The 17,237-nt window shown below is 42.2% G+C and carries 21 protein-coding genes and 1 other annotated feature; of the genes, 2 read left to right on the top strand and 19 right to left on the bottom strand.

The genetic code is table 11. The features are described from left to right. Positions 1 to 5: 5 nt before the first annotated feature. Positions 6 to 1,157 (top strand): IscS subfamily cysteine desulfurase, encoded by a 1,152-nt coding sequence (locus MHI60_RS13895; RefSeq protein WP_144484794.1) that lies wholly within the window; start codon positions 6 to 8, stop codon positions 1,155 to 1,157. Between the two features lie 3 nt (positions 1,158 to 1,160). Continuing rightward, positions 1,161 to 1,703 (top strand): transcription repressor NadR, encoded by a 543-nt coding sequence (locus MHI60_RS13890; RefSeq protein WP_095409199.1) that lies wholly within the window; start codon positions 1,161 to 1,163, stop codon positions 1,701 to 1,703. A 23-nt stretch (positions 1,704 to 1,726) separates the two neighbouring features. Here the strand turns inward: MHI60_RS13890 and pheA are convergent, their stop codons facing one another. The 19 genes from pheA to MHI60_RS13795 form a co-directional block, all read right to left on the bottom strand. Continuing rightward, positions 1,727 to 2,605: a prephenate dehydratase gene (pheA, locus tag MHI60_RS13885; RefSeq protein ID WP_144484796.1), complete on the bottom strand. Its 879-nt coding sequence runs from the start codon at positions 2,603 to 2,605 to the stop codon at positions 1,727 to 1,729. An 18-nt stretch (positions 2,606 to 2,623) separates the two neighbouring features. Then, positions 2,624 to 3,067 carry an ACT domain-containing protein gene (locus tag MHI60_RS13880; RefSeq protein WP_008342790.1) on the bottom strand — a complete coding sequence of 148 codons (444 nt, stop codon included), beginning with the start codon at positions 3,065 to 3,067 and terminating at the stop codon, positions 2,624 to 2,626. A gap of 55 nt (positions 3,068 to 3,122) precedes the next feature. Further along, positions 3,123 to 4,409, bottom strand: a complete 1,287-nt coding sequence (gene obgE, locus MHI60_RS13875) for a GTPase ObgE (RefSeq protein ID WP_039180364.1) — start codon at positions 4,407 to 4,409, stop codon at positions 3,123 to 3,125. Between the two features lie 21 nt (positions 4,410 to 4,430). Further along, on the bottom strand, positions 4,431 to 5,024 hold the full coding sequence (locus tag MHI60_RS13870) for a sporulation initiation phosphotransferase B (RefSeq protein ID WP_111292133.1): 594 nt from the start codon (positions 5,022 to 5,024) through the stop codon (positions 4,431 to 4,433). 258 nt (positions 5,025 to 5,282) lie between these two features. Beyond that, positions 5,283 to 5,567: a 50S ribosomal protein L27 gene (gene rpmA / locus MHI60_RS13865; protein ID WP_003216586.1), complete on the bottom strand. Its 285-nt coding sequence runs from the start codon at positions 5,565 to 5,567 to the stop codon at positions 5,283 to 5,285. Positions 5,568 to 5,579: 12 nt separating this feature from the next. Then, entirely contained in the window at positions 5,580 to 5,918 is a 339-nt protein-coding gene (locus MHI60_RS13860; RefSeq protein ID WP_111292134.1) for a ribosomal-processing cysteine protease Prp, read from the bottom strand. Positions 5,919 to 5,932: 14 nt separating this feature from the next. Beyond that, on the bottom strand, positions 5,933 to 6,241 hold the full coding sequence (gene rplU, locus MHI60_RS13855; RefSeq protein ID WP_003216781.1) for a 50S ribosomal protein L21: 309 nt from the start codon (positions 6,239 to 6,241) through the stop codon (positions 5,933 to 5,935). A 12-nt stretch (positions 6,242 to 6,253) separates the two neighbouring features. Beyond that, positions 6,254 to 6,326 (bottom strand) — a sequence feature (ribosomal protein L21 leader region). 66 nt (positions 6,327 to 6,392) lie between these two features. Next, positions 6,393 to 7,262: a M50 family metallopeptidase gene (locus MHI60_RS13850; protein WP_144484799.1), complete on the bottom strand. Its 870-nt coding sequence runs from the start codon at positions 7,260 to 7,262 to the stop codon at positions 6,393 to 6,395. Next, entirely contained in the window at positions 7,255 to 8,046 is a 792-nt protein-coding gene (locus tag MHI60_RS13845) for a M23 family metallopeptidase (RefSeq protein ID WP_095409202.1), read from the bottom strand. Before MHI60_RS13845 ends, MHI60_RS13850 begins: the two co-directional genes overlap by 8 nt. A 219-nt stretch (positions 8,047 to 8,265) precedes the next feature. After that, positions 8,266 to 9,069 carry a septum site-determining protein MinD gene (minD, locus tag MHI60_RS13840; RefSeq protein WP_017358134.1) on the bottom strand — a complete coding sequence of 268 codons (804 nt, stop codon included), beginning with the start codon at positions 9,067 to 9,069 and terminating at the stop codon, positions 8,266 to 8,268. Between the two features lie 2 nt (positions 9,070 to 9,071). After that, entirely contained in the window at positions 9,072 to 9,755 is a 684-nt protein-coding gene (minC, locus tag MHI60_RS13835) for a septum site-determining protein MinC (RefSeq protein WP_039180377.1), read from the bottom strand. 54 nt (positions 9,756 to 9,809) lie between these two features. Next, on the bottom strand, positions 9,810 to 10,328 hold the full coding sequence (gene mreD / locus MHI60_RS13830; protein WP_144484801.1) for a rod shape-determining protein MreD: 519 nt from the start codon (positions 10,326 to 10,328) through the stop codon (positions 9,810 to 9,812). Beyond that, positions 10,325 to 11,224, bottom strand: a complete 900-nt coding sequence (mreC, locus tag MHI60_RS13825; protein ID WP_095409203.1) for a rod shape-determining protein MreC — start codon at positions 11,222 to 11,224, stop codon at positions 10,325 to 10,327. Before mreC ends, mreD begins: the two co-directional genes overlap by 4 nt. Before the next feature lie 27 nt (positions 11,225 to 11,251). Beyond that, a complete protein-coding gene (locus MHI60_RS13820) occupies positions 11,252 to 12,271 on the bottom strand; it encodes a rod shape-determining protein (RefSeq protein ID WP_007501538.1) in 1,020 nt (339 codons plus the stop codon). Between the two features lie 89 nt (positions 12,272 to 12,360). Continuing rightward, on the bottom strand, positions 12,361 to 13,035 hold the full coding sequence (radC, locus tag MHI60_RS13815; protein ID WP_165585029.1) for a DNA repair protein RadC: 675 nt from the start codon (positions 13,033 to 13,035) through the stop codon (positions 12,361 to 12,363). Positions 13,036 to 13,082: 47 nt separating this feature from the next. After that, the gene (locus tag MHI60_RS13810) at positions 13,083 to 13,652 is read right to left on the bottom strand and encodes a Maf family protein (protein ID WP_144471278.1); all 570 of its coding nucleotides are present in this window, start codon (positions 13,650 to 13,652) and stop codon (positions 13,083 to 13,085) included. A gap of 177 nt (positions 13,653 to 13,829) precedes the next feature. Then, positions 13,830 to 14,846: an SPOR domain-containing protein gene (locus tag MHI60_RS13805; RefSeq protein ID WP_342502618.1), complete on the bottom strand. Its 1,017-nt coding sequence runs from the start codon at positions 14,844 to 14,846 to the stop codon at positions 13,830 to 13,832. Between the two features lie 157 nt (positions 14,847 to 15,003). Then, positions 15,004 to 15,735, bottom strand: coding sequence for an A24 family peptidase (locus MHI60_RS13800; RefSeq protein WP_144484804.1), 732 nt, complete (start codon positions 15,733 to 15,735; stop codon positions 15,004 to 15,006). Between the two features lie 147 nt (positions 15,736 to 15,882). After that, positions 15,883 to 17,187 (bottom strand): folylpolyglutamate synthase/dihydrofolate synthase family protein, encoded by a 1,305-nt coding sequence (locus MHI60_RS13795; RefSeq protein ID WP_144484806.1) that lies wholly within the window; start codon positions 17,185 to 17,187, stop codon positions 15,883 to 15,885. Positions 17,188 to 17,237: the final 50 nt, after the last annotated feature.

Here is a 17,237-nt window from a genome sequence, read left to right as displayed (position 1 = left end):
GGGAGATGGATAGGTTGGTTTATTTAGATTACGCAGCTTCTACACCTGTTTCAGAGGAAGCACTGCATGTTTTTGAGCAGCTGAGTAAAAATTTCTATGGAAATGCAAGCAGTCTTCATGATGCTGGGGGAAAAGCAAATGATATATTGACTTACAGCAGACAATCACTCGCTGCCATAATCGAGGGTGAACCAGATGGGGTCTACTTTACAAGCGGTGGAACTGAATCTAATCTCCTTGCGATTCAATCGATCATCAATGGACTGCCAGCACATCAACAGCATGTCATTACAACTTCAGTTGAGCACCCTTCTGTTCATCATGCAATTAGCAGCTTAGAACGTCTTGGCGTAAAAGTCACGATCATTGAACCGAATCAGGATGGAATCATTACACAAGACATTCTCAAAGAAGCATTATTGCCTGAAACAGGACTAGTATCTATTCAGCACGCCAATTCAGAAACAGGGATTATCCAGCCGCTTGCTGAATTAGCGCCTCTTTTAAAAGAAAGAAACATTCTTTTTCATACAGATGCTGTGCAAACATTTGGAAAGATTCGTGTGTCCATCAAAAAACTTGGAGTCGATGCCGTGTCCATCTCAAGTCATAAAGTGTATGCTCCTAAAGGCGCTGGTGCCGTTTATATGGGCGCACATGTTCCTTGGAAACCTTTATATAGAGGTGCAGTTCAGGAAAATGGCTTACGTCCAGGGACAGTGAACGTTCCGTGTATCGGTGCTTTTGCTGCCGCAAGTGAACAAACGATGCTTAGGCTGGATGAACAGCATAAATTAGATGAGCAGCTGCGTGATTATTTTCTTCAGCAGTTAAAAATAAGACAGCTGCCTGTTCGTACACTTCAAGACAATGTCAATCGCCGCACGCTGCCTCATATTATTGGTTGTTTTTTTGAAGGGTTTGAAGGACAATATGTAATGTTAGCATGTAACCGGCATGGGATTTGTCTATCAACTGGAAGCGCGTGTGCTTCTGGTTATCATCATCCTTCCCCTGCTGTGAAGGCATTGCGTGTATCAGATCGTGATGCACTACAATTTATTCGACTATCATTTGGATGGCAGTCATCAAAAGATGACATCGATCAGCTTTTGCATACTTTTGAGCATTTGCAAAAGGAGAAGAAGGGAGCTTAGGACGTGGAGCAAGAGAGGAAACTCATTGGCGAAGAAAGAAGAACCGCCATTTTAGAGTGGCTAAAAGAAACAGACACACCGCTTACCGGGAGCTTTTTAGCTAAAAAGGCGGCTGTCTCTCGACAAGTCATTGTACAAGATATTTCATTATTAAAAGCAAAAAACGAACCCATTATTGCCACAAGCCAAGGCTATGTGTATATGGCAGCGCAGCATGCGCCAGAAAGAGAAATTGAACAAATCATCGCCTGCAAGCATGATCCTGCTCGTACAGAAGAGGAACTGACCTTGATTGTAGACTTTGGCGTGACGGTGAAAGATGTGATCATTGAGCACCCTGTTTATGGTGAACTGACGGCCTCTATTCGCGTCAGCACACGGAAACAAGTCGCTGATTTTGTCCATCATATTTCTAACACTGGCGCGTCCTACTTGTCAGAACTAACAGACGGCGTGCACCTGCATACTCTCACTTCTTACAGCCAAAAGCAGCTTGACCAAGCCATTCAAGCGCTGGATAATGCTGGGTTTTTAATAAAAGACTAAAAAAATAGTGTCCTCACGGGACACTATTTTTCATTCGTTAATTCATATGTTTGATAGCTGCCGAGCAGCTTGACCTCACAGCCAATCGCTTCTAATTCTTGAATCGCACCAGGGACTAAAACATCATCCATTTCTTTTTCAATATCAATAATAAATAAATAATGTCCAAGACCTGTTTTTGTCGGACGAGATTCAATTTTTGACAAGTTAAGATTCCGCCAAGAAAAAGCAGATAGCACGCGGTGCAATGCGCCTGATTGGTCATCCTTAGGCAGACTGACCACAATGGTCGTTTTTGGCTTTGATGAAAAACCAGAATTCATTGGGAACGATGCGTTAGGATCTTTATGTAAAATCACAAAGCGTGTATGGTTGTGCGGATAATCATGAATGTCTTTTTTCGCAATCATCAAACCATACGTTTTTGCGGCAATTTCATTAGCAATAGCCCCAACAGCTTCATCTGGATGCTCACTGATGTATTTTGCTGCATATCCTGTTGATTCCACTGGCCGATGAGGAATATGAGGGTACTGCTTTTTTAGAAATTGATGACACTGGGCAATCGCGTGAGGATGCGACTGAATGACATCTAACGTCTCCCAGCTCTCCGCTCTTGATGGGTGGACAAGCAAATGCTGGCGAATTGGTGCTGTCATCTCCCCCACAATGGACAACGCTTCTTCATGAATTAAATAATCAATCGTTAAGTTCACAGATCCTTCGAGTGCATTTTCAAGTGGAACGACCGCCAAATCGACTTCGCCCTTTGACACAGCATCCATACATTGCGGAATCGTTGCATAGGCACGCTGCACCGCATCTTTTGGAAAACAAGAGCATACGGCCAAATGAGTAAATGTTGCCTCTGGTCCAAAATAACCTACAGTTAATTGCTTCATCTGCTATGATCTCTCCTTTTACGCCCCAGAACCTAGAATTTCGACTTTTTCGACAAATTCAAGCTTTCTTAATTGATTCATGACGGTGTTGATATCATCTGCCATACCAGCTGTACTAATTGATAAGGTGACATTCGCTCTTCCTTGCAGTGGAATCGTTTGGTGAATGGATAACACATTACAGCCAGAGTCAGCCACAATTTGAAGCAGTCTTGACAAAGCCCCAGACCGATCCTCAAGGTGGAAAAACAATGTGATGATCTGCTCTTTCACCATTGTATAAAATGGAAAAACAGCATCTCGGTATTTATAAAAAGCACTGCGGCTTAAATCCGCTTTTTGAACAGCATCGGCAACTGAATCCGCTTTTTTGCGATCGAGAAGCTTTTTGACTTCAAGCGTTTTTCGCATCGCATCTGGAAGTACATCCTCTCTTACTAAATAGAACGTTTCTTCTTTCACCTGTTTTCTCCCCTTTTAAAAACGGGAGAGCCCATGGTCTGGACCCTCCTGTTGATCAATCAATAAATTCGAATTCAAATTCAAGCAGACGAATGATGTCGCCATCTTTTGCACCGCGCTCACGCAACGCATCATCGACACCCATTCCGCGCAGCTGTCTAGAGAATCGTTTAACGGATTCATCTCTTGAGAAGTCTGTCATCTTAAACAGCCGCTCAAGTGCTTTACCCGTTAACACAAACGTGCCATCAGGATCTCTTGAGATCTCAAATGGTGCATCGCCCTCATCAAACCTGTACATCACGCGGTTATCCGACAGCTCCTCTTCATTATAGAGCGGGAATTCCGGTGTTGTTTCAAGCTGATTGGCGATTTCAAATAAGAGCTCACGAAGCCCTTCTCTTGTGATCGCGCTAATCGGGAACACTTTATAGTCATCCGTTAATTTTTCTTTAAATGCCGCTAGATTGTCAGCTGCATCTGGCATGTCCATTTTGTTCGCAACAATGATTTGCGGACGCTCTGTCAATCTCATATTGTATTGCTCAAGCTCTTCATTAATCGTCACATAGTCTTCGTATGGGTCACGCCCTTCAAGTCCAGACATATCAATGACATGGACAATGACACGTGTACGCTCAATATGACGTAAAAATTGATGACCTAAGCCAACGCCTTCGTGCGCTCCTTCGATCAGTCCTGGCAGATCCGCCATAACAAAGCTTCGATTATCGTCTGTTTCAACAACTCCGAGGTTCGGCACAAGCGTTGTAAAATGATAATCCGCAATTTTTGGTTTCGCAGAAGAGACAATCGAAAGCAGCGTTGACTTCCCGACACTTGGGAAACCAACAAGTCCAACATCTGCAAGTACTTTTAATTCTAAGATGACGTCACGTTCTTTACCTGGCTCACCGTTTTCAGACAGCTGTGGTGCAGGGTTTGCTGGTGTTGCGAAGCGTGAATTTCCACGTCCGCCACGTCCGCCTTTGGCAATCACAGCGCGCTGCCCATGCTCTGTCAAGTCAGCTAGTACTTGTTCCGTCTCTGCATCTGTTACAACCGTACCCGGCGGAACTTTGACAATCATTTCTTCCGCATTTCGGCCATGCTGGTTTTTACTCATTCCGTGCTCGCCGCGGTCAGCCTTGAAATGACGCTTATAACGAAAGTCCATTAACGTTCTGAGTCCTTCGTCTACTTCGAATACAACATCTGCACCATTTCCGCCGTCGCCGCCTGCTGGGCCGCCTTTTGGTACATATTTTTCACGACGGAACGCCACCATACCGTTTCCGCCGTCACCGCCTTTAACATACACTTTAACCTGATCTACAAACATAACTTCCTCCGTTTCTCTGCATCACATATCTCGTTCTTGCCTCAAACAAAGCTCAATCATGGACTCATGAGGCGTCACATGAAATTGCGTTATACTCATACATGGATAGTTTGCGTCATGAAACGCATTTAACGCATCCAAACTTGTTAATTTTCCTTGGAAATCAAAATATAAGATCACATCATTTTCTTCATGATCTGTTTGGAAAGTGACCGTTAAATGATTTTCAGTTTTTTGACAAACTGATTGATCGAATATCGAAAACAACTCCTGTGATACCGTTAGCAGCTGCGATTCATATGCTGATAAGTCTCGGGTTTCACCAAGCACTTCATATTCTAAGGTGATAAAATGCGACTCCCAATTAAATGTTAGAAAGTAATAGGCCAATTGGGGAATTTTTAAATTTGAGAGTTTGGATTCATGCTGTGCTTCAATGACCATTTCTTCTATAATTTCAAACACGCGGTCATATTTTTCTAATGTCAAGTTGCCTTTGATCAGCTGTAATTTATTCATCCAGTCGTGTCTTGAACGACTGAGCAGATAGATCAATTCATTTGTTAATGCAACGTGAGTTAATTTTTCATTTTCTTTACTTGGTATCTCTTCCATTATCGCACTCCCAATCGTTTGGTCTCTCTTTTAGGAGTCTTATCATCAATATGTCTCCCTGAATTATAACAGAGAAGACAGCATAGAAAAACACTAGTTATGTGAGGAAAGGTTGTTTTTTCTGATCGTATAGGAGAAAATGAGGCAAAGTCAGCAAACGTTCTTTGATATTTATGGAGTGCATTTTCTTTTATCATCTTCAGGTACTGCTTGTAAAAAGTGAAAAAAACTCCAGTCAATGACCGGAGTTTTTAGCAATTATTGTGCCGCAGGATATACGCTCACTTTTTTACGGTCACGACCGAAACGTTCGAATTTAACCGTTCCGTCGATTTTAGCGAAAAGAGTGTCGTCGCCTCCGCGTCCAACGTTTTCACCTGGATAGATTTTCGTTCCACGTTGACGATAAAGGATAGAACCACCAGTTACGAATTGACCATCAGCACGTTTAGCGCCTAAACGTTTAGACTCAGAGTCACGTCCGTTCTTTGTAGAACCTACCCCTTTTTTAGATGCGAAAAATTGAAGATCTAATCTAAGCATGAAGTTCACCTCCTATTTTTTTGTTGATATTCTCACATAATCGTGATAATCTCGTTCAATTGTCTCTAAGGAAACGACCATGCCTTCTAAAAGCAGCTGGGCTTTTTCAAAGGATACTGGATCTGTATCAGCTGGCATTTCAAAAGAGAAATAGCCGCCTTCTTCACCAATATCGAGCAGTGGGTCCAATCCTGTCAGTGCAATAATTGAATTGACTGAGCCGAAAACAACAGCAGATACACCTGCACAAACGAGATCCTGACCTTTTTCAGCAAACTCGGCATGTCCAGTCATCTGAAAAGACGTAATGCTCTCATCTGCTGAAGACCGAGTAATGGTTGCTTTGATCATATCACTCACACGCCTTAAGCGTTGATTTTTTCGATAACAACTTTAGTGTAAGGTTGACGATGACCTTGTTTCTTGTGGTTGTTTTTCTTCGGTTTGTACTTGAACACAGTAATTTTCTTACCGCGACCTTGTTTTTCAACTTTAGCCGTTACTGTTGCTCCAGCAACTGAAGGGTTACCCACTTTGACAGTGTCTCCGCCGACAAACAATACGTTTTCGAAAGTTACTGTTTCACCTGCTTCAGCAGCTAGTTTTTCAACATAAACAGTTTGACCTTCTTCAACTTTTACTTGTTTACCACCAGTTTCGATAATTGCGTACATCTCTGCACCTCCTAATAAACTCAGACTCGCCGAATACAGGGGGCCATAGGCTCTTTGCACCTGCTCCGCGCGGTTGTAGCACGGGTGCTACATATCCATAACATTAAAAAATATATCAAACTAGACGCAGAATGTCAATGTATTTTCACTATTAGTACGGTAAAAGAAGCTCTTCCATTGAGGAGGTAGTTCTGCGATCTGAAAAATACGCATGGAGCAGTTCATTTTCATCAAGCTGGCTCATCTTCACGCCATCTCTTTCAATAATAATCGGATGCTTGCAGCCCCTTTGAAATCGTGCCATTACTTCGTATACTTTTTCCTCTGCACTTGCTCTCAGCGGAATCAGTTTTTCTACCTTTTGCTCTTTTTTACCGTAATACCGTTCTAGTAAAAAGCGAACCCTGACGTAATGCCGCTGCCTGTGCTCCATTACGAGTGAATAAGCTAAAAAAGTGAGCAGCACCCAGCCATTGAATTGCAGCGGTGCAAACAAAAGTAACCCTCCTGTCAATAGACCGAAAAAGACAAGTGAGCCTTTTATTGCTAGGGAATGTGCACGTTGGAAAGGGTAAAAAACAGATAAGAGCAAAAAGAATAATTTTCCGCCATCAAGCGGCCAAACGGGCAAAAGATTCACAAGGAAAATCGCCATATTATAAAAGGTAAACATCGTATAGACGTCGTGCGAGATAAGAGAAGCCTCCATGAAAAGCCATGCCATGAGTTGGAGCGGTACATGCTGAAGCGGCCCGCACAAAATGACCGCCAGCTCTTCTTTTAACGGACGGTTCCCATGTTCCTCTACTTCCACCGTTCCGCCAAATGGCAGTAAAAAAATCCGCCGAATACGCCAATGATAATAGCAGGCAGCCGCTGCATGTCCAAGTTCATGGACACAGACGATCACGAGCAGACAAAGCAGCGGCTTGATTTGACCTGACAGAATCGCAAACGCCATCACAATCCACAGCAGCGGATGGATGTGAATTTTCGTCAGCATGAGCAGCCATCTATTCAAAGGTCATCACCTGAATAGGATCGATAAATTGTTCATTTTGCTTAATGGCAAAGTAATACGTGCCCTTCCCTTGATCATCAAGCGAAATCTGGCCAATTTTTTCACCCTTATCGACAAAATCGTATAAGGCCACATCGGCTTTCTTTAATTGACCGTACCAGCTATAGCTGTTATCTGCATGCTGCACCACCACGGTAAGCCCTGTATCGCTTTGCTTTTTCACCTCGACCACGTAGCCTTCCTTCATGCTATCAATCGCTTCAGCTGATGTCTCGACTTTGACCCCTGCTCCATTTTGCGTAAAGGATTCCTGCACTTTACCAGAGGCAGGAACAGCGAGTTCTTGATTCGCTTGGACATCCTTTTGACCATCTTTTTTCTCAGTTAAAAAGGCCAGAGGATGTCCAACTGTTTTTTCAAACCAGCGGTTGGCAGCAGCAAATTGAAAATCTTGCTCAAAGGTTTGAGTAATCATTGGCTTCAGCTGCTGAAACGGACCTGCCTGACCTTTAAATGAAATGGCTGTAATCAACACAAGGGACGCTGATAATAAGCATTTAAGCACAAAGGTATTAGGGTTAAATAAGGGATGACGGTATTTCTTTGTTTGATGAGTCGCCGGTTCATAGGAGGTCGAGCCAGAATGCTTTTCTTCCTCTGTCAGCATAACCCATGGCGGGATATCTTCTTTTTTCTTGAAAGCCGTCTTCTTAGGGGGAGCAGCTGGCTGCTTTGTTTTGCGGCGCTGCGCGATTTTCTTTCGGTACTCGTCCACTCTTTTCATGAGATCACCCTTTACATACAAACAGTTTGTACATTTTATGTGACAACCTCATTTGATATGCAACAAAAAGACCGATTCTCATCGAATCGGTCTCAGCGTGTAGACAAACGCTCGCATTCGGTGTTAGGTCTGCGCTCCGGTGCTCACGAATGTCAAATTCGCTCCGCAGAGGTAGCCGCCTTTCCTAGACTGCAAAGGTTTTCTATCACGCTTAAGTGATTATGCTCTTACACCAAAAAATGCTTTCAGCTTTGCAAACATTCCCTTGTTTTCTTCTTCAAATGATTGAAGCGGTACTGATTCGCCTAGTACCCGGCGGGCAATATTGCGATATGCAATCGATACTTTATTTTTGGCATCCATGACAATTGGTTCACCATTGTTTGAAGCCTTAATCACATCATCATCATCTGCTACGATGCCAAGTAGATCAATCGATAAGTGATGTACAACTTCATCCACATCCATTGAATCGCCATTTTTCGCCATGTGTGTACGAATACGGTTGACAATCAAACGAGGCGGTTCGATATCTTCTTGTTCTAACAAACCGATGATTCGGTCTGCATCTCTCACAGCTGAGATTTCAGGCGTCGTCACGACAATGGCCTTGTCTGCACCGGATACAGCATTTTTAAAGCCTTGCTCAATTCCAGCAGGGCAGTCAATGACAACATAATCAAAGTCTTGTTTCAATGATTGAATTAATTCTTTGATCTGTTCCGGCTCTACAGCCGTTTTATCGCTTGTTTGAGCAGCAGGTAAAAGATACAAAAGATCCTCGAAACGCTTATCTTTTACAAGCGCTTGGTGAATTTTGCATCTTCCTTCTACTACATCGACTAGATCATAAATAATGCGGTTTTCAAGCCCCATCACGACATCCAGATTCCGAAGACCGATGTCGGTATCAACTAGACACACTTTTTTTCCTTGAATTGCTAGTGCTGTGCCTAAGTTTGCAGATGTTGTTGTTTTGCCAACGCCGCCTTTTCCTGAGGTAATCACAATAGCCTCGCCCAATTTCACATTCCTCCCTCAAGCCTTGTCAGATTAGGTCTTATATGAGCCAATTGCTGCAGGCGTTCAATGATCATATTGCCATCTATATCTAAATAAGCACATTCCATTTCATTTCCATCTTCTTTTTGGTCTGGTGCACGGTTAAAAACTTGTGCGATGCGAAGCTGTGTTGGAATCATATGTGATGCCGCAATAACAGCCTGTTTGTTGCCATTACATCCAGCATGCGCCACACCTTTTAATGCACCAAGCACAAAAATATTTCCCCCTGCGCGAATCGTTCCGCCAGGATTGACATCTCCTATTAATAAAAGATCTCCTTCGACATATAGCACCTGTCCAGAGCGCACAATTTTTGCTACAGAAGTAATTTCAGCCTCTGCTTTTAATCGTCTCGCCTCTTCAGTTGACATGACGTCACTTTCAATTGAGTGGATAACGAGATGTTCATTTTCAGAAACCGCTTCAGTCAAACGTGTCTCCTGATCCTCTGTTAAATAACGAAAACCAAGCTTAATATGCACATTGACCTTATGTCCTTCTCTTCCATCTGTATATTGCTCAAGTAATAGAACCTCTCGCAAGCCAGAAAGAAGGTCATCAAACGAACAGTCATCATTTAACTGTAATGTTAATCCGTTTTTTGTACCTTTTATCGTCACATATTGCTGTTTTTGAGTTTTCAAGATGCTCACCTCAACAACATACTCATTTCGCCGTAATTGGACAAACTCCTGCTTTTATTCGTCGATCAATCCTTGTTTCACATGGGTGAAAAAGAGCCTAAACGGCACAACAAGTATGAGAGACGCAGCAGTATTTAAAAGAATCGTTGGAATAAAGCGTTCGATGACATACGTATTAAACGGCATAATCCCTGGTTGAATTGTCGCTTGAACGCCGTATACATAAAACTCCATCACGGAAACAGCAATAATCGACAGAAAGACGACGACTAACATATTCGTTTGCAGAACTTTAAAGGCTTTTGCTAGCAAATAGCAAAGCGCCCCAAAGCCAAACATATGAACACCAAGTATGCCTGTATATGAAATATCATATAAAAGTCCAAAGATAAATCCGTAAATCACACCATATTTTTGATTCACAAAAGCAGTCATAAATACAAGTGCGAGTAAAATGAAATGAGGAGCTAAAATTTGATTCTCTGAAACAAATGGGAGCTTCACTAAATCAACAAAAATGCTGTCAAATACGAAGATAAACAACATGACGAAAGCAAAAAGGACACGTTTCACGAGCCTTCCTCCTTCGTCAATTCAGATGCATCTGCCGTACTTGTGCTGCGATTCACCACAATCACGCGGTCTAAATTGTTGAGTTGAGCCGCTGGTTCTACGTAAATGATCTTTGTCAGGCCGTAATGGTCTGGCTCAATTTCACTCACCTTACCAATCGTCAAGCCTTGCGGGAATACGCCCCCTGCTCCAGATGTTTCAACAAGATCTCCTTTTTTGACATCCCCATCTGCATCGGATTTCAGAATATTCATAGTCAGCATTTTTTTCTTGCTGTCATAACCGTTAATGATTCCATTGAGTTCTTCTTTGCCCTTTTTCGCAAAAATTTTCGTTGAAATTCTATTATTTTGGTCAGTAGAGCTTAGCAACCTTACAGTCGAAGTAAAATTGTTGAGCTTATCACTTTCAATTTTCCCAATTAACGCACCACTCTCATTTGTGACCGCCATATCTTTGTCAACGCCTTGTTTTTTTCCTTTATCAATCATTACAAAGCTATCCCAAAGAGATGGATTTCTTGCGATAACAGTTGAGAGAATTGGCGTGTAGTCACGAATAGAGTTCACATAGCCGAGCTGCTTGCGAAGCTTTTTGTTCTCATCTTCTAGTTCTTGAAGTTTCGCCTCATATTGGGTTTGTCCATCAAGTTTTTTTCGAAGACGCTCGTTTTCATCGTATGTGTTCTTTAAATCTTGTACGTTCCCATAAATACCGGCAATAAATTGTGATGGTTTATGAAAGACACCTTGAAAAAAGCCTGTCGTATCCCCCACTAATTTTTCCGGCCATGAAGCACCTCTGCCGCTTTTCACTGAAAAACCAATCATGGCCACCAGTACGATGACACAGACAAGGAGCAACATTAATCTTTTATTCATAAAAAACTGCGGCATGTCTTACACCTCTTTAATTACGCCCGATTATCGATTATCTTTTGATTTTCCTTTGAACAAATGAATATGTTCTAGTGCTTTCCCTGTTCCGATTGCCACACAGTCAAGCGGGTCTTCTGCAATAATGACTGGCATTTTCGTTTCATCACTAATGACTTTGTCAAGATTACGCAGTAATGCACCGCCTCCTGTTAAAACAATTCCGCGGTCCATAATATCTGCTGCCAGCTCAGGCGGGGTTTTTTCAAGAGTCATTTTCACTGCATCGACAATTGTTTCCACCGTATCGCGAAGCGCTTTTGCAATCTCTTCTGCTGTAATAGAGATTGTTTTTGGCAGACCTGTTAAAAGGTCACGGCCGCGAATGTCCATCTCATCATGTACATCAGGCTGCGCAGAACCGATTTCCATTTTAATCGCTTCTGACGTACGATCACCGATCATCAAGTTATACGTTTTACGGATGTAGCTGCTGATCGCATCATCCATTTCATCTCCTGCCACGCGGATTGATTGTGATGTCACGATGCCGCCAAGAGAAATAATCGCTACTTCTGTTGTACCGCCGCCAATATCCACGACCATACTTCCTGTTGGCTCCCATACAGGCAGGTTAGCACCGATTGCCGCAGCAAATGGCTCTTCAATCGGGTATGCGTCACGTGCACCAGCTTGTCTTGTTGCATCAATGACTGCACGCTCTTCTACAGCTGTAATACCAGATGGTACACATACCATAACGTAAGGTTTACGAGCAAAAAGCCCTTTGCCTTTTAATGCTTGATTAATGTAATATTTCATCATTGTTGCTGTCGTCTCGTAATCTGCAATGACTCCGTCTTTCATTGGGCGTAATGCCACAACATTACCAGGTGTACGGCCAATCATGTTTCTAGCATCATTTCCGACTGCCACTATAGACTTCGTATCAGTTTCCAAGGCTACGACCGAAGGTTCTCTCACAACAATGCCTTTTCCTTTAATAAAAACAAGCGTATTCGCTGTTCCAAGATCTATTCCAAGGTCTTTTGTACCAATTCCAAACATATGTATGTATCTTCCTTTCTTAAACCAAAATTCCCTTAGGGAAAAACTCATAAACTCTATTATATCGTAAAACATTGAAAAAAAAAGTGTTACAAATACCCTTTTTCCTTCAAACTCACAAATTTTTGATCACCTATGACAAGATGATCAAGCAGCTGTATTCCAATCAGCTTTCCACATTCAAAAAGTCGCTGTGTGACTTCAATATCTTCCCTGCTCGGCGTCGGATCTCCAGATGGATGGTTGTGCACACATATAAATGAAGCAGCGGACCGTTTAAAGGCCTCTTTGAAAATTTCTCGCGGATGAACGATGGATGAGTTCAAACTGCCAATAAACACAGTATGTTTATGAAGAACCTGATTCTTTGTATTGAGGTATAGACATACGAAATTCTCTTGTTGTAAAAACCTCATATCTTCCATCACATAGTTTGCCCCATCCTCTGGTGTGCGGATCACATAGCGGTTGTCCGTTGTTTGATGGTGTAATCTAGTGCCGAGTTCTAAAGCAGCTAATAGAGAGACCGCCTTCGCCTTTCCAACTCCTCGAATCTTCGACATTTCTTCTATTGAGGCTTCTCTTACAGAGCGAAGACCGCCAAATGTTTGCAGAAGTCTTGCGGAAATTTGAAGAACTGATTCCTTTTTTGTGCCTGTCCTTAAAAGAATCGCAACAAGTTCATGGTTTGACATACTGCCGGGACCATATTTCATAAATCGTTCTCTCGGCTTTTCATCTTGGGGAAAATGCTTTAGCAACATAGGGAAATCGTTCATGATGCCCACTCCTTTTAGATTCCTTCCTGTCATCAAAAAGGGGTGATTCCAAATGTTTCGAGCACTCTAACTGTTTTAGCAATAGGGAGACCTACAACGGAAAAATAATCACCATCTATTTTTTGAACAAACAGTGCGCCTTTTCCTTGAATGCCATAGCTCCCCGCTTTATCAAGCGGTTCTCCCGTTTCGATATAGCGGTCTATTTCATTTTGCGTAAGTGTCCAAAACGTCACTTCTGTCTGTTCATAAAATGTTTCTTTTCTATTCTCTGACTGAATCGTGACACCCGTCAAGACTTGATGTGTCTTTCCTGACAATAATTGAAGCATTGAGGCTGCTTCTTCCTTGTCTTTTGGTTTCCCAAGACATTTGCCGTCAATTGCAACAATTGTATCTGCACCAATGATCACAGCTTCGGGATATAATGTTTGAATATCACTTGCTTTTTGTTCTGCCAACCATTGGACGTTCTCTGCAGGAGAAAAGTTTCGATTTATTTCTTCTTTTAATTGACTTGCTTGAATGTCATAAGAAAACCCTGCTAGATCAAGCAATTCTTTTCTTCTAGGTGATTGAGATGCGAGAATCAATTGGTTCATGTTTGTTCATCCTTTCAGGGTTTAGCCTAAGAAGTAAGATACCCATTCATCCTATCAAATGTACATCTTACCGACAATTTACGAAAATTCATTTTTCATGTTCCTTCATCATTATGTTGGATGCAAAAGAAAAAAACTAGTCATTTTTTGACTAGTTTGGTTTCTTAAAATATGATTTTACGTATTTAATTGATCAAGCAGTGCCTGCTGAGATTTCCATCCGTTTTCAGCAGTAGGTTCATTTAACAGCTGCACCGCTTTCAGCAAACTGCTTTTAGCTGGTGCGTCCATTGTTTTGGCACTTTCAAGCTCAGAGATCAGCTGCGTAACATCCTTTTGATCCACATCATCCCCTGCAATGACCTTAGAGGATAAAACAGATGCCTTTTCTATTAAACTAGTCAGCTCCTCGGGTACTTGAAATGAGAGCTCCTTGCCTCCCCATGCCTCAAAGTGCTGATCAATCAGCTTTTTCCCTACAGCACTTGTCATGCCCTGTTCTGTCGCAAGCCCAGCAATGACATAATAGCCATCATCCATTGAGACCTTTTTCCCTGCATATCCAGCTTCTTTTAAACTGCCAACTAATTCATCTGCTCCTTTTTCAGAGGAAAACTTTCCAGCCTGTACGACATATGTTGAAAAACTGCCAGAAGCGCTTTTTTCATCTTTATTCTCTTTTGATTCATCAGCAGTATCTGCTGGCGGCGCATCCCCGCCCGCTTTCATTGGTGATTGATTTCCGGACCCTGAAACGCTGATATCTCCCCCTGATGGATTCTGAGTACCATCTTGGCTTAAGCTAAGTGCAAACACACCAAGGCCTGTCCCAAGAACCACTGCAAACACAATCGTTGTCATCACTCTCTTAAACGGACCGCGGTTTTTACCGAACTTCTGATCAAAGGAGCCTTTTTTCTTTTGATAAGGTGTGACGACCTTTGGGTCAGAATGATAAATATGATCAGCTGCATCATCCCAATGGAAATCTTCTTCTTTTGGTTTAGCCGGTTCTTCTTCGGAAGCAGCTGTCTCCTGTTCTGACTGCCTTTTTTCCTCCCAATTCGAAAACGTCACTTGATCACCCTCTTGCTGTTTTGGCGGCTGGTGGTCATCTTCATGAAGCATTTCTTCTTTGCCATTAATATTGACTTTTAACCCTTGTTTTTTTGCCTGCCTTTTTTTCACTGTCATTCCCCGCTTTCTGACATTGTTTGTAAGAAAGACCTTTTTGTCCAATGAATCAGCGCGAATGTAACCCGTCCTTCTTTCTGTTTCACACTTTAACATAGCGGATAAAAAAAAGAACAAGACTTTTGTCGGCAAGCAAAAAAAGTGTTCGCCAATTTTTTCAACCGATCGACCCGGTGAACGGGAGCATGACATGAGCTCCATAGAGATACAGCCAAAAAGAAAAAGAGATCGCAGGAACAAAAGGAAAAGGCTCATCTAATCGAAAAGAAAAAACCTTCGCATAGACGATTCCAGCGATACACGAGAGGAAAAGAATGAGAAGGAATGGCTTGAAGCCAAAGCAAAATGCAAGCACACCGAACAGTTTCATATCAGCTCCGCCCATGCTGTTTGGCTTGAAACGATCTAAACTATAAAACAAGAGAAAGCTAAAAAGAAGCGAAGCCGCTCCTTCCCACCAAATAAGAAGAGGTTCAAGTGTGCGGTATATGACGAAAAGAGGGAAAAAGAAGAGAAACAGCTCGTTTGGCACCCTCATATAAAGGAGATCGCTCACGACAGCAATCACAAATAAACTACAAAGAATCACAAGAAAAAGACCTTCAAACGAAACACCAGCAATTCTATACATGAGCAAAAAAAGACTGCCTGACAGCAGCTCAACTATTGGATATAGCATAGACAGCCGAGTGCCGCAATGTTTACAAGTCCCCCTCAATAATGCATACGAAACTAGCGGGATCATCTCGCGCAAGGAAAGCGGCTGTTTACAGGCTGTGCAGTGAGAACGAGGAAAAAGAATCGACCGCTTCAGTGGCAGCCTTTCACCAACTAGATGAAAGAACGATCCCATGGTGATACCTATAAGAAACACAAAAATGCCAATCATATATCGTGGCTCCTTCCGAGAATAAGATAGACCGGATTTTACCATGACCGTATTCATTGAGCACATAGCAAAAATATGATTTTACTTCCCTTCTGCACATGAAAAGAAAAAAACGCAAAAGGCATTGAAGCCATTTGCGTTTTTTTGTTACCCGATCATACGATTTCGTATATCTGAAATAAAATAAAGAGAGCCTGTCACAAGAATCACCGCTGAAGGATCATCACTTTTTTTCTGAATGAACTCAAGCACTGTACGAGGGTCATCATCATACGACTTTGCGTCTAATTGACTGCATACATAAAGATTTTCAGCTGATTCGGCTCTTGGAAAATCAAATGAAACAAAATGGATAGAAGAACTTACAGCTTCAAGCTTTTGAATCATTTGCTTGTACGGCTTATCTTTTAAAGCACTAAAACATATATGCACCTGTTTACTAGAAAAATGAGCTTGTACAGTTTCAATTAAACGGTCGATCCCTTCTTCATTATGAGCGCCGTCTAAATACACTGGGGGCTGATCTTTAATCTTTTCAAATCTCCCAGCCCAAACTGCCTGCCGAATGCCATCATAAATTTGCTCTTTTGTCACAATAATATAGCCTTCTTCCTCCAGCCATTCAATGAGTAAAACAGCAAGAGAAGCATTTTGCCTTTGATGCGTTCCAATTAATCCAGTTTCAAGCTGCGGATACTGCCCTCTTGATGTGCGTAACGTGAAACGTTCCCCTGTTTCTGTCGGCTGCTGCTCATCAAAGATACAAGTATCATGTAATGAAATACATTCAGCATTCTTTTCTTTGGCTGTGTTTTGAATGACCGCAAGAGCTTCAGGCTGGTGAACTGCCGTGATCATCGGAATACCCTCTTTGATAATGCCCGCTTTTTCAGCTGCAATCTGTTCAATTGTGTCACCTAAAATGGCCATATGATCATGACCAATTGACGTAATCGCTGTTAAGATAGGCACAGCAATATTTGTAGAATCAAGCCTTCCGCCAAGCCCTGTTTCCAAGAGGACAAAGTCTACTTGGTGCACTTGAGCAAAATAAGCAAATGCACATGCTGTAATGATTTCAAATTCTGTTGCTGCGCCAAGCTCTGTTTGATCTAATTCATCAACAAGAGGCTTGATTTCATTCACCAAACTCAGCCATTCTTCATCCTCTATAGGCGCTCCGTTCACGCTGATTCTTTCATTGAACGTTAGTATAAATGGGGAGGTGAAAGTTCCGACTGAATAGCCGGCTGCCTGTAAAACAGAACGCGTAAACGCAATGGTTGATCCTTTACCATTTGTACCTGCAACATGTACTGCTTTTATGCTTTGTTCTGGATTTCCTAGTCTGTTCATCAGCCATTTCATTCGTTCAAGACCCGGTTTTACGCCAAAGGCCAGTCTGCTGTGAATCCACTCAATCGCTTCATGATAGGTTGTAAACAATGTCATCTCTCATTTCATACGAAATTTTCAAAAAAGACGGCTCCATTTCATTAGGA

Source organism: Bacillus sp. FSL K6-3200, assembly GCF_038630485.1.
GTDB lineage: Bacteria > Bacillota > Bacilli > Bacillales > Bacillaceae > Bacillus > Bacillus safensis.
The sequence above is the reverse complement of the archived record's forward strand: the minus strand, read 5'-3'. Positions and strand labels throughout refer to the sequence as shown.